This window comes from Stenotrophomonas sp. TEPEL, from assembly GCF_004348785.1.
In the GTDB taxonomy this organism is placed as follows: Bacteria; Pseudomonadota; Gammaproteobacteria; order Xanthomonadales; family Xanthomonadaceae; genus Stenotrophomonas; species Stenotrophomonas indicatrix.
Map to the genome: position 1 here is coordinate 2,616,068 of NZ_QQXJ01000001.1, position 20,845 is coordinate 2,636,912.

Genomic DNA, 20,845 nt, shown 5'->3' on the forward strand with positions numbered 1-20,845 from the left:
CCCGCTCAGGCCTCCTGCAACCCCGGCCGGCCATGCTCGACGGCATAGCGCTTCCAGCTCTGCAGCGCGCCGTTCGGCTGCATGACCGTATCGAGCGTCTTCATGTCACCGATCCAGGCATCACGGGTGACGTCGCACAGCACATAACCGCGCTTGTCCGTCGTCGCCTTCAGGTGCGGACTGTGCCGCAGCTGGTTCTCTGCATAGGCATCCACGCCCTGCCCGTCCGCGCCCGACGTGATCGAAGTGGCCAGGAACTCACTGGAAATCACCCCGGAATCGGCATTGTCCTGTACCAGGTCACTGGCATAGTGACGGTGCGCATCGCCACAGGCGGTTACCACGTTGCCGAAGCCCACCTTCTGGATGTGATCGAGCAGGCGCCGGCGGCTGGACAGATAACCGGACCACTGGTCGTCGGAGGCCTGCACCACGCCGTCCTTCTCGCGCAGGTAGTTGCCCAGCGAAACCTGGTGGGCGATGGTGTGCCAGCGCGGCGCGGCGTCGGCCAGGCCGTCGAACAGCCATCGCTCCTGCTTTGCGCCAACAATGCTGCGTTCGGGAGATTCCACTTGCCCGCGCTGCGCGATGTCCACCTGCTTGCTGCGGTACTGGCGGGTATCGAGCAGGTGCAGGTCCAGCAGCGTGCCATAGCGCGCGCGCCGGTACATCTGCATATGGCCGTCGCGCGGGAACGACGAAGCACGCAGCGGCATGTTCTCGTAGTAGGCCTGGAATGCCTGTGCGCGGCGCAGCAGGAACACTTCACTGGGCGTGCCGTCCTGGTCTTCGGTGCCGGCCCAGTTGTTGTCCACTTCGTGGTCATCGAACGTGACGAACCACGGCGACGCGGCGTGCGCGGCCTGCAGGTCCGTATCGGTCCTGTACTGCGCGTAGCGCCGGCGATAGTCGTCGAGCGTGTAGGTCTGCGGGCCGACATGGTTGCGCAGGTTGGTGAACGGCTGGCCGTTCATCCTGCGCACGCCAGGCTGGCTTTCGCCCTCGTAGATGTAATCGCCGTAATGGAACACGAAGTCGAGCGGCTCCTCGGCGATGTGCCGCCATGCACTGTAGTGCCCCTCCTCGTAGTGCTGGCAACCGGCCACCGCGAAGCGCACGCGGTCGACCCGCGCGTTGGCCGCAGGCAGGGTGCGGGTGCGGCCAATCGCACTGGCATGGCCTCCCACGGTGAAGCGGTACCAGTACGGCCGGCCCGGCAGCAGGCCGTCCAGTTCCACGTGCAGCGCATGGCCAAGCTCGGGGTGGGCCAGCGCGGTGCCCTGCCGCACCACGGTGCGCATGCTCTCGTCGGCGGCCAGCTGCCATGCCACCGCCATCGGCCGGGTTGGCATGCCGCCGCCGAACACCAGTGGCTCGGTGGCCAGCCGCGTCCACAGCACCACGCCGTCGGCCGACGGATCACCCGACGCCACGCCGAGAGTGAACGGCGTACTGGCAAAGCGCGGCGATGCGAGCAGGTTGCGCGGATTCAGCGCTGCCACATCGTTCTGCGCGGCCAGCGCGCGGGCCGTTCCGGCCCACGCACCCAATGCGGAAAGTCCGGACAGGGCAAGGAAACGCCTGCGATTGATCGTATCCAAGACGGTCGCCTTCAGTTGTAGATGATGTGGAAGTAGAAGAAGCGGCCGTAGTCATCGATCTCGGTGCGGAAGCGCCCGTTCGGACCGGTGCTGTAGGTCGGCTGGGTGTTGAACAGGTTCTTGGCCTCGTACTTCAGCGTCACGTGCTTGCTGACCTTGTGGCTGAAGGCCAGGTTGAAGGTCATGTACGGGTCGTAGTACGAATCCAGCCACTGGGTATCGCCGAAGTCGACCAGCATCCGGCTGCGGTAGGTGCCGGATACGCGCAGCTGCGAGCTCTTCCATGGCATGCGCCAGATCACCGAGCCGTTCACCGACCAGTCCGGCTGGTACAGCAGGCGGTCCAGGCGGCGCTCGCTGCCGTCGCTGATGCGGTATTTGGTCTGCCCGTCCAGGCGCGTGGCATTGAGGTACATGTCGAAGCGGTGGCGGCCCCACTGCAGGTTGCGGTTGGCTACCGCGAACTCGACACCGCGCAGCGTCGACTCATCGGTGTTCATCGGCTGGGTGATCCGGTAGCGGATGTCGCCGACGTTCTCGAACGTGGTCAGGGTGTAGATGTCGTCCTTGATGACCTTGTCGAACAGCGCCACCGAGACCAGGCCGTTGTTGCCGTTGAAGTACAGGTCCCAGGCAAGATCGAGGTTGGTCGAGCGGCGTGGCTGCAGCGAGGCGTTGCCCTGCTTGATGGTGCAGAAGCCTCCGCCCAGCTCGTCGTCGCCGCAGCTGGTGCTGGTGGCCTGGGCGATGTTGCTGGGCGTCGGCCGGCCCAGCGTGCGGCTGGCGGAGAACCTCAGGCGCTGGTCTTCGCTCAGCTTGAAGGTGGCGTTCAGCGACGGCAGCAGGTTGTTGTAGCCGCCACTGCTCTTGCGGAATGCCGATGTGTAGGTGGTGCCACCATCCTCACTGAACGGGCTGAACGCATCGAAGGTGGTGTGGTCGTAGCGCAGGCCGCCGATCAGCAGCAGCCGGTCCCAGGCGTAATGCGCCGACACGTAGGCGTTGGCGATGTCTTCCACGTACTTGTAATCGCTGGTGAAGTCGGCATTCGGGTACGCCGCATCGTTGTTGCCCAGCTTCGGGTAAAGCTCGTCATGCCACTTGCGGTTGTCGATCAACGGGAAACCAGGAACGCTGCCAAGCAGGGTCGAACCCGGGTACAGATAGTCATTCAAGGTCGCGCTGGTCTTGTAGTAATCGAAATCGATGTCCTGCCAGATCTTCAGGTGGCGATACTCGGCACCGGCAGCCAGACCGAAACCGCGGGCATCGGCATCAACGTTGTAGCTGAAGTCGGCGCGCAGGTTCTCGATGCTCTCCTTGGCGTCGCGCGGCGAGATATAGGCCTGCGCCGGATTGAGCTTGAACGCCGAGCTGGTCAGCAGGCTGGAATCGGAAACACCCACGGCGTTCGGAAAGCCATGGCTGTCGTTGGCATAGTCAACGAACAGGTTGCTCGGATAGGCGCGCACGCCCCAGTAGACCTGGTTGTTGTGGAAGGTCTCTTCGGTGTGGCCGGCACGCAGGGTCAGCTGCGAGAGGTCACCGATATCCCAATTGAAACTGGCGATCGCGCCGCGGTTGCTGCGGTCCCAGCGGTCGTGGCGGTTCTTGATGTAGATGCTGTTGATCTGGGTGGTGCCGCCGTCCTCGCTCTGGTTGCGTATCGGGAACTTGGCGTTGCCATACAGATCGGTCTTGTTCATCGTCGAGTTCTCGTAGAACCGATACGAGTACAGCAGCAGCGAGGCATAGAACGGGTCGTCCGATGGCTTCCATTCCAGCTTGGCCGAGCCACCGAAGTTGGTGATGTAGTTGGTGTAGGTGCCGGTGCTGAAGTTGCCCGGCGCGCGCAGGCCGTTCCAGCCTTTCGCCTCGTCGGGGCCAGTGGTTCCATCGGTGAGGTACTTGCCGGCATCGTTGTAGTAGTAGTTCGATTCCACCCAGCGCTTGACGCTGTTGCGCGAGCGCTGTTCGTAGCGCGCGACCGCGACGATGCCGAACTGATCGTCGCCGCCGAACTGATTGGAGAACACTGCCTTGGCGCTCTTGCCGAAGTGCCCCAGGGTCTTGTGGTCGCCACCCGCGCTGCGCCCCACATTGGTCTCGGCCGTGGAATGGATGCCGGCCACGTCGGCGAATACGTACTTGCCGGAGCGGTCAAAGGCGCTGCGGCTGATGATGTCGATCACACCACCGATGGCATCCGGTGCCTGCTCGGCGCTGAAGCTCTTGTAGATGTCGGTGCGGGTGCCGATGTCGCTGGGAATCAGCTGCAGGTTGTTCATGCGCTCGCCGGAGCCACTGCCGCCCACGCTTGCGATCGCGATGCCGTCGATGGTCGTGTAGTTGAGATTGGCCTGCACGCCGCGCACGGTCACGTAACGCGGTTCGCCCGCATCTTCCACCGCACTCAGACCGGGCGCAGCCATCAGGCTTTCGGCCAGCGTCTCATCGCCATAGCTGTCCATCTCGTCGTAGATCACCGAATCCTTGATCACCGGCGAGGTCTTCTTCTGGTCGATGACCTCATGGGCGGCGATCACCTTGACCGTGCCCAGGGTCGGGGCCACCACCGCTTCCGGTGGGCGCGATGCCGGTGAGGCCTGCCGGCTTTCCCGCGAGACCGGTGCCGCGTCAATGGCGATCACGTTGCCGTCCACCACCGTGTAGCGCAGGCCGGTGCCGGCCAGAAGCGTGTCCAGCGCCTGCTTGACGGTGGCTCCTCGCGGTACCGCGCCCGCCATGGGTGCAGCGCCCGCGCCGGCATACAGGAACTGCACGCCCGAACTGCGTGACAGCTGTTCCAGCGCCTGGCTCAGCGGCTGCGCGGCGATCGCTGCGGTGACCCGGATCTCAAGCCCATTGGCCGACGCCGCCTGTGCATGCGCACCCAGACAGGGAGACAAGGCCAGTACCACCGACAGATAGAGCTTCTTGCGCATCACGGTTCCTTGGAGGAGAGAGGACTGCTGGTACCGCGTCGGCAGGCGACGGCGGCTTCTCCCAAGTAAGAGCCGGCATCGGCGGAAGTGGAGAACGCCGATTCGATGAATTTTTTCTGACAGCCCTTCGCCGAACCGCGATCAACGGCTGGACACCCACACCGTGTCCGCTTCGCGGCGGATGACGAAGCGCGCGTCCTGCTGCAGGAATGCCTGCAGCGCTGCGACCCGGTGTGCCTCCAGGCTGCCTGACAGGCGCGCCGCGCGCGCCGCGTCATCGGTCAGCCGCACCTGTACCTGGTTGTGGCGGTTGAAGGCAGCCGCCACCTCGTCCAGCCGCTCATCGCGGAACGACACCCGGCGCTGCTGCCAGTCCAGCAGCATGGACACCGGTATTTCCAATGGCTGCACCGCATGGCTGCGGTGATCGACCTGGACTACCTTCCCGGCAGGCAACTGCGCCAGCCGTCGTTGCCCGCTGCCGACGGTCCAGACCTCCACCTCGCCGGACACCACGCCGATGCGCGTACTCTGCAAACGGCGCGAGACATCGAACACGGTGCCGATGTCGCGGATCTGCAGATCGCCAACCTGCACCTCGAACGGCCGGCGATCCGCTGAGATATCGAACGTGGCCTCGCCGCTCAGCAGTTCAACCCGACGGCTGAACCAGCCGATGTTCACCCGCAGACGGCTGTCTGCGTTCAGGCGCACCTGCGTCTGGTCAGCCAGCACCACCTCACGCAGTTGCCCGTGGCCGGCGATCAGCATCTGTTCGCGAGGCATCAGCCACGGCACCAGTCCTGCCGCCAGCAACAGGCAGGAGGCCACCGCCGCCACCCGCCCCCAGAGTGGCCGGCGTGATCGCGATGCAACCACGGCGCGCGGCACGGGCGCCGGTACGGCAAACAACGGCACGACTTTCGCCGTTGCCGGCAGCTCCGGCAACGCGGCCCTGTCCCCCTGCTCCTGTCCGTACGCCACCATCACCGCGCCTACCTGCCGGTGCACGTGCAGGACATGCAGGTACGCGCGTATGTGTTCGGGGGAGCGCTTCATCCATGCCATGAACTCGATGCGCTGAGCGGCGCTCAGGTCACCCTCGCGGTTGCACAGGAACCAGTGCGCGGCCTGCTCGGCCACCTCGTCATCCATCGCTGCAGGCTCCTGCCGGTTCATCCATCCTTCCCGGCGCCGAGCGCCTTCCTGCAGGCATCCAGTCCCTTGCCGATGTGCTTGCGCACCATGTGCACCGACACATCCAGCTGTGCCCCCACCTGCCGGCAATCCAGCCCGTCGCGATAGTGCAGTTCCATCACCCGCCGCGTCGTCGGCGGCAGTTGCGCGATGGCGCCGCGGATTCCGCTCCAGCGCTGCGCCCGCTCGAAATCAGCTTCGATGTCCTCCTCGCTGCGCAGTACCTCGGCCAGCAGGTCGATGTCCTCGATCTGTGGCAGGCCGGAGCGCGAGCGCGCCTGTTCACGCGCCAGGTTGGCCGCCACCGTGAACAGATAGGCTTCGGGGTTCTCGATCGCCTGGGCATCTTCGCCGGTACTGCGCAGCAGCCGCAGATAGACCTCCTGGGCCAGGTCCTCGGCATCGGCAGCCTGTGAACCACGCCGAAGGAAGAAACCACGCAGCAGGCGGCGCCGCAAGGCGTAGCTCTTCTCCCAGATCCTGACGCTGTTCACAACCGACCAACCACCCCGAGGCTGGAAAACCCAGCAGGGTGCACACCAACGATGACATCCGCATTGCAGCGCCGCATGGCCAAGCGAAGGTTCGCGCAGACCCAATCGTTGCCCGTCTACCCGCCAGCCGATACGGCGCCTACGCTTGTCTCCTCGGCAGCCACCACGGCCGCCCCCGCGCCACGGACCTGCCGGCGCGACTCCGCTCCAGAGCTGTCGCCCTGCCGGCGGTGCCGTGCAGGTGCAGAACCGGCGCTCTCTGGAGACGCAGCATGAACCAGGCACACTTCCCTCTCGATGCCGATCCGCAGGAAACCCGCGAATGGCGCGAGTCCCTGCAGGCGGTGATCGAGGCCGGCGGCCGCCCCCGCGCGCACTATCTGCTGGACCAGCTCGATGCACTCGATGTGCAGCAGCATGGCGACCTGCACACGCGCGCGTGGACCGCCTACACCAACACGATTCCCCCCGAACGCCAGCCCGCCTACCCGGGTGACCTGGCCATCGAGCGGCGGTTGAACGCGATGATCCGCTGGAACGCCATGGTGATGGTGTTGCGTGCCGGCAGGCATTCCAATGTCGGCGGCCACATCGCCACCTACCAGTCCGCAGCAGTCATGTATGACGTGGGCTTCGATCACTTCTTCCGTGGACGGACCGAAACCTTCGACGGCGACATGATCTACATCCAGGGTCATTCCGCGCCGGGCATCTACGGCCGGGCGTACGTGGAAGGCCGCATCAGTGCCGAGCAGATGGACAACTTCCGCCGCGAAGCCGGACGCGAAGGCCTGTCCTCGTATCCGCACCCGCGGCTGATGCCCGGGTTCTGGCAGTTTCCCACTGTGTCGATGGGCCTGGGCCCGTTGACGGCGGCCTATCAGGCCCGCTACATGCGCTACCTGGAATACCGGGGGCTGAAGCAGCACCAGGGCCGCAAGGTCTGGGCCTTCCTTGGTGACGGCGAAATGGACCAGCCCGAATCGCTGGCGGCCATTTCGCTGGCCGGGCGCGAGCGCCTGGACAACCTGGTGTTCGTGGTCAACTGCAACCTGCAACGTCTGGACGGACCGGTGCGTGGCAACGCCAAGGTGATCCAGGAACTGGAAGGCACCTTCCGCGCCGCGGGATGGAACGTGATCAAGGTGATCTGGGGCAGCGGCTGGGACGAGCTGCTGGCACGCGATCACAGCGGGCTGCTGCGCCAGCGCATGATGGAGTGCGTGGATGGTGACTACCAGACCTTCAAGTCGCAGAGCGGCGCCTACGTGCGCGAGCACTTCTTCGGGCGCTACCCGGAACTGCTGGCGCTGGTGGCGGACATGAGCGACGACGAGATCTGGGCACTGGCACGCGGCGGCCACGATCCGCAGAAGGTATTTGCCGCCTACCAGCAGGCGGTGAACACCAGCGGTCGCCCGAGCGTGGTGCTGGCCAAGACGGTGAAGGGCTTCGGCATGGGCGAGGCCGGCGAAGGCCAGAACATCAACCACCAGCTGAAGAAGATGAGCGCCGACGCGGTGCGTGCGTTCCGTGACCGCTTCGACCTGCCGGTCAGCGACGGGCAGCTGGAAGAGATGCCCTACCTGCGCCCGCAACCGGGCAGCGCCGAGGCGCTCTACTTCGCACAGCGTCGCCAGGCGCAGGGCGGCCAGCTGCCGGCACGGCTGACCCAGGTCGATCCGTTGCCCCTGCCGCCGCTGTCCACGTTCAACGCGCAGTTGCAGGGCAGCGGTGATCGTAGCCGATCCACGACCATGGGCTTCGTACGCATCCTCACCACCCTGCTCAAGGATCCCGAACTGGGCAGGCTGGTGATCCCGATCGTGCCCGATGAATCGCGTACCTTCGGCATGGAAGGGCTGTTCCGCCAGATCGGCATCCATTCCTTCCTGGGCCAGCTGTACACCCCGCAGGACGCCGGCCAGCTGAGCTATTACAAGGAGTCCAAGGACGGTCAGATCCTGCAGGAAGGCATCAACGAATCCGGTGCGATCTGTTCATGGATCGCCGCCGGCACCGCCTACAGCAACCACGGCCTGGCCACGATTCCGTTCTACATCTTCTACTCGATGTTCGGCCTGCAGCGCGTCGGTGACCTGGCCTGGGCCGCTGCCGATGCGCGTACCCGCGGCTTCCTGCTCGGTGCCACGTCGGGCCGCACCACGCTGATGGGCGAAGGCCTGCAGCACGATGATGGCCACAGCCACGTGCTGTCGTCGGTGATTCCGAGCTGCGTGTCCTACGACCCGACCTACAACTACGAGCTGGCGGTGATCATCCATGACGGCCTGCGCCGCATGTATGTGGACCAGGAAGACATCTACTATTACATCACCCTGCTCAACGAGAACTACCCGCACCCGGCCCTGCCTGACGGCGCCGAAGCCGGCATCCTGAAGGGGCTCTATCTGCTGCGTCCCGCTGCCGCCGACAGCACGGCACAGCCTCGCGTGCAGCTGATGGGCAGTGGCTCGATCCTGCGCGAGGTGCTGGCGGCCGCCGATCTGCTGCAGCAGGATTTCGCCATCGCAAGCGATGTCTGGAGTGCCACCAGCCTGACCGAACTGCGCCGTGATGGCCTGGCTGCCGAGCGCTGGAACCTGCTGCATCCGGCCGACGAGCCGCGCGTTCCCTACGTGCAGCAGTGCCTGCAGGACCATGCCGGCCCGGTGGTGGTGGCGACCGACTACTTGAAGATCGTCGGCGACCAGATCCGCCCCTTCATCAACGACCGGCGCTTCATCGCACTCGGCACCGATGGCTTTGGCCGCTCGGATACTCGCGAATCGCTGCGCACGTTCTTCGAAGTCGATCGCCACTTCATCGTGCTGGCGGCACTGAAGGCCCTGGCCGATGACGGGCATGTGGAACGGGGCCTGCTGCAGCAGGCGATCGACCGGTACGGCATCGACACCGGCAAGCGCGATCCCACCGCGGCATGACAGAACAGCAACGGCACCCGCAGAGCACGCTTCTGCGGGTGCCGCTGCATCACATCACTACGGCAGCCGCTTGAACAGGTTGGTCTGCAGGATCGGCGTGCCGTCATGGCCGAAGAAGGCCTTGGTCTCGGTCATCGTTGAACGATCGGCGGCCACCGTGTACACGCGGGTGGACGCCGGCGCGCCATGATCGACCAGCTGCATCACCAGCGTATTCGGCGCCGGCAGTTTCAGCGTTGCCTGGTTGGCGCCGTAGCTGCCGGTCAGCGCCGCGGGCGTGCCATCCAGTGCCAGCGTACCGTCGGATTTCATGGTCTTGCCATCATGCAGGACGATGTCCACGTGCGAGCTCCACCTGCCCGCACCGGCATCCTTGAATTCCAGCACGACCTGTTGCGGCCGCTGTGCCTCAGGGAGTGCGGAAGTGGCGATCTCCAGCGACCAGCGGCCGAGCAGGGGCGAAGGCAGAGCGTCGGCCGCCTGCGCCGTCGATGCCTGCAGCGAAAGAAGGGACAGCAGCACAGCAGAAAACAGCTTCATGTGAGTCTCCTGTCGAGTGATGAACCGTCTGCGCAACGTGCACGATGCCACGCTACCCGGACTCTGCAGCCACCGGGGCAGGCGCGTAACGAACTGCATCACAGTCCGGCAGTCCGATCCGGGGCCCGGCCCCACGGGGTGAGCATTCATCGAGGTGATTCCGCCGCGCTCAGCCGTTCCATCCCAGCCCGCGCGGCTCGTTGCTGAAGCCTGCGGCCCGCAGCGCGTCCACCAGCGCGCCGCGATGCACCGGCACATCATTGATCCGTTCCAGGGTGAAGGACAGGCGCCGCCCCCGGCGCAATGCCACCGCCAGGGCCTGTGCAGCGGCAACCAGAGTGTTGGCCGCATCCTCTGCCCCGCCCTCGATCCAGCTGGCCAGTTGCCGCCCGCCCTGCGCCAGGTACAGCAGCAACCGGCCGTTGCCGATCACCACCATCGCACCGGAACGCCGCAGCGGACGTGCACCGGCCACCGGCTGCGGCCACGGCAGCAGGCTGCCGAAGGGATTGGCCGGATCCAGCGCTGACAGGGCGACGACCGACAGCTCACGCGGCACACGCTCGGACAGCTCGCGCAGATGGTCGATGGTGCCGCGCTCTGCAAACTGTGCTCCGCCCAGCCCCGCCACGAAGCGGCCGCGCAGGACCTGCCCGGCATCTTCCATGCCTCGATAGACAGGCTGCAGTGCAGGGAACCCACCGGCTACCGCTTCGGTCATTGCCGCCGCCCGGGTCACTACCCGGTAGCGATCAAGCAGGCCTTCGCCCAGCGCCAGCGCCCGCACGGTGTCGTTGCTGCGCTCGCGGGGCAGCAACGACCATCGCCCCGCCAGGGTCGGCCCGCTGGCAATGGCCGGGTCCAGCGCCGTGGCCCGCGCGTCCAGCATCGGCATGAAGCGGAAACCCCGCGTGCGCCGCGAGGCCGACGCTACGCGCGCCCGCTGCTGGCGCACACCGGCCAGGGCCCGCAACGGCGACCACAGGTCGCTGCTCACTTCGCCCCTCCAGGCCAGCTGCCACAGCGCCAGCTGGAAGTCCTCGGCCGCCGCCGTACTGCCGGCCAGGCGTGACCGCACCTGCGTGGCCAGCTGCCGCGCGAAGTAGGCGCCGCCATCGGCCAGGACCTGCACGATGGCGTCCTGCATCGGTGTACGCAGCGCCGGATCTGCTTCCGGCAGCAGCGGCAACGTTTCGGCGGCATGGTCCTGCAGGTGCAGCGACACCAGGCCGTCGTCGTCACCCAGCCGCCCGTGCCCGGCCCACAGCACCATGCCGGTGGCCAGCAGCTCGTCAAGCAGGGCCGGTGCGTAGTCGCGCACCCGGGCCGGCAGGACCTGGTGTTCCCAGACCGAAACCGGCAGCGGCAACCCCGCCAGCTGCTCGACCACACGGGCAACGCCGTCGCTGCCCTCAAGCATGGCCGCAACGGCACCCTTGCGCGCACGCCCGGCGCCGCCTTCCAGCAACACCCCCTGCCCTTCCAGCAGCAGGCGCACATAGGCCGCCGGTGGCACCGGCCGGGTGGCTTCACGTGCGGCCTGCAGCGAACGCAGGCGCAGACGCTGCAACACTTCTTCGCTGACCCATTCGTGCACTGCGTCCGGCGACGGATGCACCCCCTTGTTTTCCTGCTGTCGCCGTGCTGCGCCGAAGTTGCCACGCAGCACCCGCCCTTGCTCCCGCTGCCTTTCCAGCGCGCCGTCGACCACCGCGACACCCAGCCCGAACCGCTTGGCCAGCGCGCTGCTGGTGAAGGGCGCATGCGTACGTGCGTGGCGGGCCAGCAGATCGCCGAGGGGATCGGGCATGCCTGCAAGAAACACCTCGGGCAGCCCGCCCGGCAGCGCCGTACCCAACGCATCGCGCACACGTGCGGCGTCCTCCACGGCGACCCACTGCGTGTGGCCGGCAATTGAAGCCGGGATGGCGCGCTGCTGCGCCTGCAGCGCTGCCAGGTGCACTTCCACGCATTCCGGATCGGACAGGCGCAGCGCCAGGTCCGATGCAGGCAACGGCCCAAGCTCGCGCAGCAGGTCGGACACGCCTTCCATGCCGTGGGCCCTGCGCACAGGTTCCAGCCGCTGCAGTTCACGTTCAACCTGATCGACCACCCCCGCATCCAGCAGTTCGCCCAGGTCTACCTGGCCCAGCAGCTCGGCAAGCAGGCCACTGTCCAGTGACAGCACCGAGGCGCGGCGCTCGGCCAGCGGCACGTCCGCCTCGTACATGAACTCGGCGACATAGCCGAACAGCAGATTGGCCGCGAACGGCGAAGGCACCTCGGTCGCGACGTCCAGCAACTGCACCTGGCCGCGTTGAACGCGTTGCATCAGCGCGTCCAGCGCATCCAGGTCGTAGACATCCTGCAGGCACTCGCGGGCGGTCTCGATCAGGATCGGGAACTCCGCATGGGCCTGCGCGATCTCCAGCAACTGGCCGGCGCGCAGGCGCTGCTGCCACAGCGGCGATCGACGCCCCGGCGTGCGCCGCGGCAACAGCAGTGCGCGCGAGGCACACTCGCGGAAGCGCGCCGCGAACAGTGCCGAATGACCGACGGCCGCGGTGATCGTACGGCGCAACCGATCCGGTTCGAACACGAACATGTCCGCCCCCGGAACGCGCCCGGTACTGTCGGGAATACGCGCGATGATGCCATCGTCGCTGGCGACCACGGCCGGGTCGATGCCCCAGCGTTCGCGCAATCGTGCTGCCACCGCCAATGCCCACGGATCATGCACGCGGCGGCCATACGGCGAATGCAGCATCACCCGCCAGTCGCCCAGTTCGTCGCGGCAACGTTCCACCACCAGGCGCAGATCGGTGGGCAGCACGCCCGTGGCCTGCCGCTGCTCGGCGACCAGGCCGAGCATGTTGCTGATCGCGTTGGCGTCCAGGCCACTGGCCTGCAGGCGTGCGTGCAGCGCCGTCGCAGGGGTGTCACTGCTGTCGATGTGCGCCTCCAACGCGGCGAGAAACGCGCCGATGGCCTGTCCCAGTTCGGCAGGGCGGCCCACACCTTCGCCACGCCAGAACGGCAGGCGCGCCGAACGTCCGGGTGCAGGCGTCACCACCACCTGATCGTGGGTGATCTGGTCGATCCGCCATGAGGTCGCGCCCAGCGTGATCACATCATTCACCCGCGACTCGTGGACCATCTCCTCGTCCAGCTCACCGACGCGGCGCGACCCGGCCCGCTCTTCTCCTTCAGGCAGCACCACGCTGTACATGCCACGGTCGGGAATGGTGCCGCCGCTGGTAACTGCCAGTTGCTTCGCACCGGGGCGAGCGCTGAGCTCACCGCTCTGCCGGTTCCATACCAGCCGCGGCCGGAAGCCGGCGAAGTCCTCGGACGGATAGCGGCCGGAAAGCATGTCCAGCACCGCGTCGAAGGCACTGCGCGGGAGTGAACGGTACGGTGCGGCACGGCGTACCCGCGCATACCAGGCATCGGCCTGCCACGGCTCCATCGCCACCGCCGCCACCGTCTGCTGGGCCAGCACATCAAGCGGGTTGCGCGGCGGAGCGATGGCCTCGATGCGTCCGGCCAGCATGCTGTCCACCACCACGGCGGCATCGATCAGGTCGCGCCGCGTACGCGGATACACCAGACCGCGGGACATGCCGCCCACCTGGTGGCCGGCGCGACCAACGCGCTGCAGGGCGCTGGCCACCGACGGCGGCGCGGCCACCTGGATCACCAGGTCGACCAGCCCCATGTCGATCCCCAGCTCCAGGCTGGACGTGGCCACCACGCAGCGCAGTGCACCCGATTTCAGCGCCTGCTCGATCTCGCCGCGCTGCTCCTTGGAGACCGATCCGTGATGCGCGCGTGCAATCAGTGCCGGCGCAGCGGAGACCCGGTTGACCGTACTGCCGGTGAAAGAGCCATAGGCCAACCCGTTACCCGAATCGCCACGGATTGCGCCGTCTTCGCCACTGCGTCCGGCGTGCAGCTCGTTCAGGCGTGCGGTCAGCTTTTCGGCTACGCCACGCGAATTGGCAAAGACAATCGTCGAGCGATGGCGCAGCACGTTGTCGAGAATGCTCGCCTCCACGTGCGGCCAGATCGAGCCGATCCGCGCGCCGCCGTCACGCTCCCCCGGCGTGCCCTGCGTGGTCAGGCTGGACATATCTTCCACCGGCACCACGATGCGCATCTGCAGCTGCCGCGCCGAGCCGGGCTGGACCACGCTCACCGGGCGGTCGCCGCCCAGGAACGCCGCCACCTCGTCGACCGGCCGCACCGTGGCCGACAGGCCGATGCGCTGCGCCGGCTCGTGCAGCAGCGCATCCAGCCGTTCCAGGCTCAGCGCCAGATGCGAACCGCGTTTGCCGCCGGCCACTGCATGGATTTCATCGACGATGACGGTCTGCACATCGCGCAGGATCTCGCGTGCCTGCGAGGTCAGCATCAGGTACAGCGACTCGGGCGTAGTGATCAGGATGTCCGGCGGCCGCCGCACCAGGCCTGCACGTTCACTGCTTGAAGTATCGCCGGTACGCAGTGCGACGGTCAGCTGTACCGCCGGCTCGCCGCGTCGGGCGCGCTCGTCGGTGATGCCCTGCAGCGGCACCTGCAGGTTGCGCTGCACGTCGCTGCCCAGCGCCTTGATCGGCGACAGGTAAAGCACGCGGGTGCGCCGCACCGGCTTGGCCAACGGCGCTGCACGGGCTTGCCGATCACGCTCGGCGAACAGCTGGTCGATGGCATGCAGGAATGCGGCAAGCGTCTTGCCCGATCCGGTTGGCGCGATGACCAGGGTATGTTGGCCCGCACCGATCGACGACCAGGCCTGATTCTGCACAGGCGTGGAGGCGTCGAACGCGGAACGGAACCAGGCCTGCGTCGCGCGGTGGAAGCGCTGCAGCGGGTCCTGCGGGGAATCAGGCGGCGTCATGGTCCGTCGATCATACCCAGCTGCGACCCGTTGGCCGGGCCTTGATTGGCGCTGGCTGCATCAGGCAGCTGATCCGGGGCCGACGACAAAGGCCCGGAGCATAGCCATCCTGCCGTCACCGAAACGCCAGACATCGCTGCAGGAAGGTGGCCTTCTTCGCACTGGTCATCGGCGTGCTCCGCTCGGCGATCATGCTGCGATCCTGGCACCGCGATCGTAGGCCGCGGGTCAACGCGAAGCAAAAAGAAAACGCCCGCGGATCCAAGATCTGCGGGCGTTCTTTTGCATCTGGCGGAGTGAGAGGGATTCGAACCCTCGATAGAGCTTTTGACCCTATACTCCCTTAGCAGGGGAGCCCCTTCAGCCGCTCGGGCATCACTCCGGGGTTTTCTCCGCGTCTGGTGCGTTGCACCTCAGCGGGGCGTGAATCATAACGTTAATCACGCGCGAAGGTAAAGCCTTATTCCGCAGAATTTTCACCACCGGTGCTGCCGGCTTCGTCACCACGCTGGATGCGCTGGTAGATCTCTTCGCGATGCACGGCGACGTCCTTCGGCGCAGTGATGCCGATACGCACCTGGTTACCCTTGACGCCAAGCACGGTGACGCTCACCGAGTCACCGATCATCAGGGTTTCGCCGACGCGGCGAGTCAGGATCAACATTTTTTTAAGTCTCCATGGAACCGTGTGGAAGGGTATCCCCCACCGGCTTGACGCTCCGTCAAGAAGCGCGCCCACGACAAAGGGAAAAGATTCGCAATGGTACCGTCAGCCGTCCCGCTCCTACAAGGAGGGGGACGACAGGGGTTCATCACAGGCGGGGGCTGACCCATTCGACGACCGCAGCCAGCGCGGTAGCAAGGGCGGGCCCGTCCTCGCCACCACCCTGGGCGAGATCCGGGCGTCCGCCGCCCTTGCCCCCGATCTGACCGGCGATATGGGACAACAGTTCCCCGGCCTTGACCTTGCCCATTGCACTGCCGTTCACGCCCGCGACCAGGGCCGCCTTGCCGTCCTGGGCACCGGCCAGCACGATCACCGCGTCGCCCAGCTGCTGCTTCAGGCGGTCCATGGCATCACGCAGGGCCTTGGCGTCGAAGCCTTCCAGGCGGACAGCCAGAACCTTCACACCGGCGACCTCGACGGCCTGGCCGGACAGGTCGGCGGTGGCGCCAGCGGCGACCTTGGCCTTCACGGCCTCCAGCTCGCGCTCCAGCTGCTTCTGGCGCAGGCCCAGCGCGCGGATCTTTTCGACCACGTCGGCAGCACTGCCACCCAGCAGCTCGGCGGCCTCGGCCAGACGGGCCTCCTCGGCGTCCACGAAGTCCAGCGCGCCCTGGCCGGTGACGGCCTCGATACGACGCACACCGGCAGAGACACCGCCTTCGGAGGTGATCTTGAACAGACCGATGTCACCGGTCCGGTTGACGTGGGTACCACCACACAGCTCGGTGGAGTAGTCGCCCATCTTCAGCACGCGCACGTTCTCGCCGTACTTTTCGCCGAACAGGGCCATCGCGCCGAAGTCCAGCGCTTCCTGCATGCCCATGTTGTGCACTTCGGCGGCGTTGTTGGCGCGCACCTGCTGGTTGACCTTGCGCTCGATGATCGCCAGTTCCTCGGCGCTGATCGGCTGGAAATGCGAGAAGTCGAAGCGCAGGCGGTCCGGCGCCACCAGCGAGCCCTTCTGCTGCACGTGGGTGCCCAGCACTTCGCGCAGGGCAGCATGCAGCAGGTGGGTCGCGGAGTGGTTGAGGATGGTGGCGCCACGGCGCTCGCCATCGACCTGGCCGGACAGCACATCACCGATCTTCAGGCTGCCCTGGGTGAGCTTGCCGACGTGGCCATGGAACTGGCCCGCGAACTTCTGGGTGTCACTCACCTGCAGCTGTACGCCGGCAGCGGACAAGGTGCCGGTGTCGCCGACCTGGCCACCGGACTCGGCGTAGAACGGGGTCTGGTTGGTCAGCACGATGACCTCGTCACCGGCCTGGGCAGCGTCCACCGGGCGGCCATCCTTGAGGATCGCCACCACGCCGAGGCCGTCGGCCTGCAGGCGGTCATAGCCCAGGAAGACAGTCGGCTTGAGCGTGGCAACCAGATCGGCCGACAGCGTCACGCCACCGCCGAACTTGCCGGCGGCACGCGCGGTCTCGCGCTGCGTCTCCATCGCGGCGTTGAAGCCGTCAATGTCCACGGTCAGGTCACGCTCGCGGGCGATGTCCTGGGTCAGGTCGAGCGGGAAGCCGTAGGTGTCGTACAGGCGGAATGCGTCCACGCCCGGGATCACGCCATTGCTGACCTTGGCCGCAACGTCGTCGAAGATCTTCATGCCCGAGTCCAGCGTCTCGGCGAAACGCTCTTCTTCTGCCTGCAGGGCACGCACCACGGTATCGGCCTGTGCCGGCAGTTCCGGGTAGGCCTCGCCCATCTGCTCGACCAGGGTCGGCACCAGCTTGCTGAAGAACGGCTGGCGCACGCCCAGCATCCAGCCGTGTCGCAATGCGCGGCGGATGATCCGGCGCAGCACGTAGCCGCGGCCTTCATTGGACGGCAGCACGCCATCGACGATCAGGAACGAACAGGCGCGGATGTGGTCGGCGATCACGCGCAGCGACTTGTTTTCCAGATCAGCGGTGCCGGTCAGCTCCGACGCCTTGCGGATCAGCGCCTGGAACAGGTCGATTTCGTAGTTGGTATGCACGTGCTGCAGGATCGCAGCCAGGCGTTCCAGGCCCATGCCGGTATCCACGCAAGGCGCCGGCAGCGGCATCAGCGTGCCGTCCTGCTGGCGGTCGAACTGCATGAAGACCAGGTTCCAGATCTCGATGAAACGGTCACCATCCTCCTCCGGCGAGCCCGGCGGGCCACCGGCGATATGGTCACCGTGATCGTAGAAGATCTCGGTGCACGGACCGCAGGGACCGGTATCGGCCATCTGCCAGAAGTTGTCCGAGGCGAACGGCGCGCCCTTGTTGTCGCCGATGCGGACGATCCGGTCTTCCGGAATGCCGATCATGTCGCGCCACAGCGCGTAGGCCTCGTCGTCGGTCTGGTAGACCGTGACCAGCAGGCGCTCGGCGGGCAGCTTCCAGACCTGGGTCAGCAGCTCCCAGGCCCAGGCGATCGCATCCTTCTTGAAGTAATCGCCGAAGGACCAGTTGCCCAGCATTTCGAAGAAGGTGTGATGGCGGGCGGTGTAGCCCACCTGGTCGAGATCGTTGTGCTTGCCACCGGCACGCAGGCAGCGCTGGACGTCGGCCGCGCGCACGTAGCTGCGCTTTTCCGCGCCCAGGAACACGTCCTTGAACTGCACCATGCCGGAGTTGGTGAACAGCAGGGTCGGATCGTTGCCCGGCACCAGCGGCGCCGACGGCACGATGGTGTGGCCTTTGCCCTTGAAGAATTCAAGGAAGTCGCTGCGGATCTGGGATGTCGTGAATTTGGCGGATGCGTTCATGGGGGCTGGCAGTCTGCGGGCCGGGGCCCGTGCCGCCGGCCGTAGTGGCCAGGGTCGAACGGACCGCCGAAACCCCAAAGGGTATCAGGCCCGGCGCCATCAGTCTCAGTCGTCCGGATCGTAGCGGGTCGCGCGGCGGATGCTGTCGCCATCGAAGCCCCGGCGGGCCAGCAGATCGGCGGCCTTGCGGCGCTGCGCGAGGTCCTGCGGACCGGCCTCACCAAAGCGGCGACGGACCAGATCCCGGGCATTCTCCGTCCAGTCGCCCTCGAAGGTATCCATCGCGGCAGCGATCTGCTCGCTGTCCAGCCCGTGGGTTCCCAGCTCGGCACGTACATGGATGGGGCCATAGCCCGTATTGGCGCGCATGCGCACCAGATTCTCGGCAAACCGGGTGTCGTCCTGCCAACCTGCCTCGGTCAGCTTGTCGACCGCCGCCTGCGCAGCCTCGTCCTCGATGCCCCGGGACGTCAGCTTGCGGGTCAGCTCCTTGCGCGAGTGCTCACGACGGACCAGCAGGCCCAGGGCGCGCTGGACAGGCGTCTGTTCGCGTACGCGGCGCTTGCGGCCAGGTGCCGGGGCGTCGGAATCGTTCATTCTCGCCTTCAATCAAATGCGCCGTCCCTGGCGCGTCCCCCGTCGGGGAAACCGAATCTGCAGGACAGGGCGACGTCACTGACGGCGCCGCCCTGCCCCACAGCAAGCCTTTACTCGTCGTCGCCTTCGTCTTCGCCTTCCTCACGGACGGCTTCGGTCGGCTGGAACTTCTCGCGCAGCTCAGCCTCAAGCTTGGCAGCAACCTGGGGGTTGTCGCGCAGATAGCCACGGGCGTTGTCCTTGCCCTGGCCGATGCGCTCTTCACCGTAGCTGTACCAGGCACCGGCCTTCTCGACCAGCTTGGCTTCGACACCCATATCGATCAGCTCGCCTTCGCGGCTGATGCCTTCGCCGTACAGGATCTCGGTGATGACCTGCTTGAACGGGGGCGCCAGCTTGTTCTTGACGACCTTGATCTTGGTCTGGTTGCCGATGATCTCGTCGCCCTTCTTGATCGCGCCGATACGGCGGATGTCCAGGCGCACCGAGGCATAGAACTTCAGCGCGTTGCCGCCGGTGGTCACTTCCGGGCTCTGGCCCGGCATCATCACACCGATCTTCATGCGCAGCTGGTTGATGAAGATCACCAGCGTGTTGGAACGCTTGATGTTGCCGGTCAGCTTGCGCAGCGCCTGACTCATCAGACGCGCCTGCAGACCCGGCAACTGGTCGCCCATCTCGCCTTCGATTTCAGCCTTGGGGGTCAACGCGGCGACCGAGTCGACCACCAGGATGTCCACCGAACCGGAGCGCACCAGCATGTCGGCGATTTCAAGCGCCTGCTCACCGGTATCCGGCTGCGACAGCAGCAGATCGTCGACATTGACGCCCAGCTTGCCTGCGTAGATCGGATCCAGCGCGTGCTCGGCATCGATGAAGGCAGCCGTACCACCCAGCTTCTGGCACTCGGCGATCGCCTGCAGGGTCAAGGTGGTCTTGCCGGAGGATTCCGGACCGTAGATTTCCACCACGCGGCCCTTGGGCAGGCCACCAATGCCCAATGCGATATCCAGCATCAGAGAACCGGTCGGGATCGCCTCGACGGGCTCGACCACGCGATCGCCCATGCGCATCACCGAGCCCTTGCCGAACTGCTTTTCGATCTGGCCCAGAGCTGCAGCGAGGGCGCGCTTCTTGTTCTCGTCCATCGGATTGGTCCTTGCAGAGGTCACGTCGTTGGAGGTGCTGTCTTTGGAAGTCTTCTTGGCCATGGGTTCACTTTAAGGCTGGCGTATCGCACAGGCTGAGATTCTGCCCGGCGTTCGGAAAAAAATTATCGGACATCCGTACCAACCTCAGCAGAACCAGAGAATCGCCACAAAAGACCGCGGGAATTGCAGGGTGAATCGTCAACGGTTCGGTCGCAGCAGCCCGCAGTACAGGCCCTCGATCGAGAAATCCTGGTCCGGAAGCACGTCAATCGGCTTGTAATCGGGATTGCGCGGCAGCAGGCGGATGCGATCCTTGGCGATCTTCAGCAGCTTGACGGTGATCTCGTCATCGATGCGGGCCACCACGATCTGCCCGGAATGGGCATCGCGGGTGCGGTGCACACCGATCAGGTCACCATCGAAAATGCCTTCGTCGATCATCGAATCGCCCTGCACTTTCAGCAGGTAGTCCGGTGCCGGCGAGAAGAACACCCGGTCCAGCACCACGAAATCATCCGAGCCGATGTCGGCACCGATCGGCAGACCGGCAGCAACCCGACCCAGGATCGGCAGACGCAGGACGCTGTCGGGCAGGCCCGGCTCGGCGAGCTTCTCCACCGGCGGTGCCTGCACCAGGCGGATGCCGCGGGCTTGGCCCGGCACGCGACGGATCGCCCCGGCCTGCTCCAGCGCCTCCAGGTGATACTGCGCTGCGCGTACGCCCTTGAAGCCGAAGGCACGCGCGATTTCAGTCTGCGAAGGGGGTGCGCCTTCGCTCTCGATACGCTCGGCGATCAACTGCAGGATCGCCTGCTGGGTGTCGGTCAGGTCCATGGTTAGTAGTATTACTACTAACGACCGGGACTGCAAGTGCTGGTTGCGACACGGCGGGCTGCAGGACTGACGGGGAACGTCCATGGCGCCGAGCCATGCTCGGTAACCGTCGCCGGGCTTGGCCCGGCGCTACCGGAATCGCTGCGCCATTCTGCGGTTCCCCTGGAACCGCGACAGGCG

Annotated in this window: 12 protein-coding genes and 1 tRNA gene; 1 reads left to right on the forward strand and 12 read right to left on the reverse strand. The window is 66.1% G+C overall.

The genetic code is table 11. The annotated features are described in order from the left end of the window. Window positions 1-5: 5 nt before the first annotated feature. From TEP_RS11795 to TEP_RS11810, 4 genes are all read right to left on the reverse strand, one after another. On the reverse strand, window positions 6-1,601 hold the full coding sequence (locus tag TEP_RS11795) for an alkaline phosphatase D family protein (protein WP_132825403.1): 1,596 nt from the start codon (window positions 1,599-1,601) through the stop codon (window positions 6-8). 11 nt (window positions 1,602-1,612) lie between these two features. Next, complete coding sequence (locus TEP_RS11800) at window positions 1,613-4,546, reverse strand: TonB-dependent receptor (protein WP_132825404.1); 2,934 nt, start codon at window positions 4,544-4,546, stop codon at window positions 1,613-1,615. Between the two features lie 141 nt (window positions 4,547-4,687). Continuing rightward, window positions 4,688-5,725, reverse strand: a complete 1,038-nt coding sequence (locus TEP_RS11805) for a FecR domain-containing protein (protein WP_132825405.1) — start codon at window positions 5,723-5,725, stop codon at window positions 4,688-4,690. Then, window positions 5,722-6,237: a sigma-70 family RNA polymerase sigma factor gene (locus tag TEP_RS11810; RefSeq protein WP_132825406.1), complete on the reverse strand. Its 516-nt coding sequence runs from the start codon at window positions 6,235-6,237 to the stop codon at window positions 5,722-5,724. Before TEP_RS11810 ends, TEP_RS11805 begins: the two co-directional genes overlap by 4 nt. 272 nt (window positions 6,238-6,509) lie before the next feature. On the opposite strand from TEP_RS11810, the gene aceE reads away from it, so the two are divergent. After that, a complete protein-coding gene (gene aceE / locus TEP_RS11815; RefSeq protein WP_132825407.1) occupies window positions 6,510-9,182 on the forward strand; it encodes a pyruvate dehydrogenase (acetyl-transferring), homodimeric type in 2,673 nt (890 codons plus the stop codon). A gap of 57 nt (window positions 9,183-9,239) precedes the next feature. Here the strand turns inward: aceE and TEP_RS11820 are convergent, their stop codons facing one another. The 8 genes from TEP_RS11820 to lexA all read right to left on the reverse strand — a co-directional run bounded on the left by TEP_RS11820 (window position 9,240) and on the right by lexA (window position 20,665). Beyond that, window positions 9,240-9,722: a LuxR family transcriptional regulator gene (locus TEP_RS11820; RefSeq protein WP_099842256.1), complete on the reverse strand. Its 483-nt coding sequence runs from the start codon at window positions 9,720-9,722 to the stop codon at window positions 9,240-9,242. A 169-nt stretch (window positions 9,723-9,891) separates the two neighbouring features. Further along, window positions 9,892-14,622, reverse strand: a complete 4,731-nt coding sequence (locus TEP_RS11825) for an ATP-dependent helicase (protein ID WP_132825408.1) — start codon at window positions 14,620-14,622, stop codon at window positions 9,892-9,894. A gap of 289 nt (window positions 14,623-14,911) precedes the next feature. Further along, window positions 14,912-15,004 (reverse strand) — tRNA-Ser (locus TEP_RS11830). A gap of 78 nt (window positions 15,005-15,082) precedes the next feature. Continuing rightward, window positions 15,083-15,286, reverse strand: a complete 204-nt coding sequence (gene csrA / locus TEP_RS11835) for a carbon storage regulator CsrA (RefSeq protein ID WP_025878924.1) — start codon at window positions 15,284-15,286, stop codon at window positions 15,083-15,085. A gap of 148 nt (window positions 15,287-15,434) precedes the next feature. Beyond that, window positions 15,435-18,083, reverse strand: a complete 2,649-nt coding sequence (gene alaS / locus TEP_RS11840; RefSeq protein WP_132825409.1) for an alanine--tRNA ligase — start codon at window positions 18,081-18,083, stop codon at window positions 15,435-15,437. Between the two features lie 105 nt (window positions 18,084-18,188). Further along, complete coding sequence (recX, locus tag TEP_RS11845; protein WP_132825410.1) at window positions 18,189-18,680, reverse strand: recombination regulator RecX; 492 nt, start codon at window positions 18,678-18,680, stop codon at window positions 18,189-18,191. A gap of 110 nt (window positions 18,681-18,790) precedes the next feature. Continuing rightward, entirely contained in the window at window positions 18,791-19,828 is a 1,038-nt protein-coding gene (gene recA / locus TEP_RS11850) for a recombinase RecA (protein ID WP_117310083.1), read from the reverse strand. A 201-nt stretch (window positions 19,829-20,029) separates the two neighbouring features. Next, window positions 20,030-20,665, reverse strand: a complete 636-nt coding sequence (lexA, locus tag TEP_RS11855) for a transcriptional repressor LexA (protein ID WP_025878920.1) — start codon at window positions 20,663-20,665, stop codon at window positions 20,030-20,032. Window positions 20,666-20,845: the final 180 nt, after the last annotated feature.

Coding starts and splice junctions, on each gene's coding strand:
- alaS (WP_132825409.1), bottom strand. CDS start 18,083: ATGAACGCATCCGCCAAATTCACGACATCCCAGATCCGCAGCGACTTC.
- recA (WP_117310083.1), bottom strand. CDS start 19,828: ATGGACGAGAACAAGAAGCGCGCCCTCGCTGCAGCTCTGGGCCAGATC.
- TEP_RS11820 (WP_099842256.1), bottom strand. CDS start 9,722: ATGAAGCTGTTTTCTGCTGTGCTGCTGTCCCTTCTTTCGCTGCAGGCA.
- TEP_RS11825 (WP_132825408.1), bottom strand. CDS start 14,622: ATGACGCCGCCTGATTCCCCGCAGGACCCGCTGCAGCGCTTCCACCGC.
- recX (WP_132825410.1), bottom strand. CDS start 18,680: ATGAACGATTCCGACGCCCCGGCACCTGGCCGCAAGCGCCGCGTACGC.
- TEP_RS11800 (WP_132825404.1), bottom strand. CDS start 4,546: ATGCGCAAGAAGCTCTATCTGTCGGTGGTACTGGCCTTGTCTCCCTGT.
- TEP_RS11805 (WP_132825405.1), bottom strand. CDS start 5,725: ATGAACCGGCAGGAGCCTGCAGCGATGGATGACGAGGTGGCCGAGCAG.
- lexA (WP_025878920.1), bottom strand. CDS start 20,665: ATGGACCTGACCGACACCCAGCAGGCGATCCTGCAGTTGATCGCCGAG.
- csrA (WP_025878924.1), bottom strand. CDS start 15,286: ATGTTGATCCTGACTCGCCGCGTCGGCGAAACCCTGATGATCGGTGAC.
- aceE (WP_132825407.1), top strand. CDS start 6,510: ATGAACCAGGCACACTTCCCTCTCGATGCCGATCCGCAGGAAACCCGC.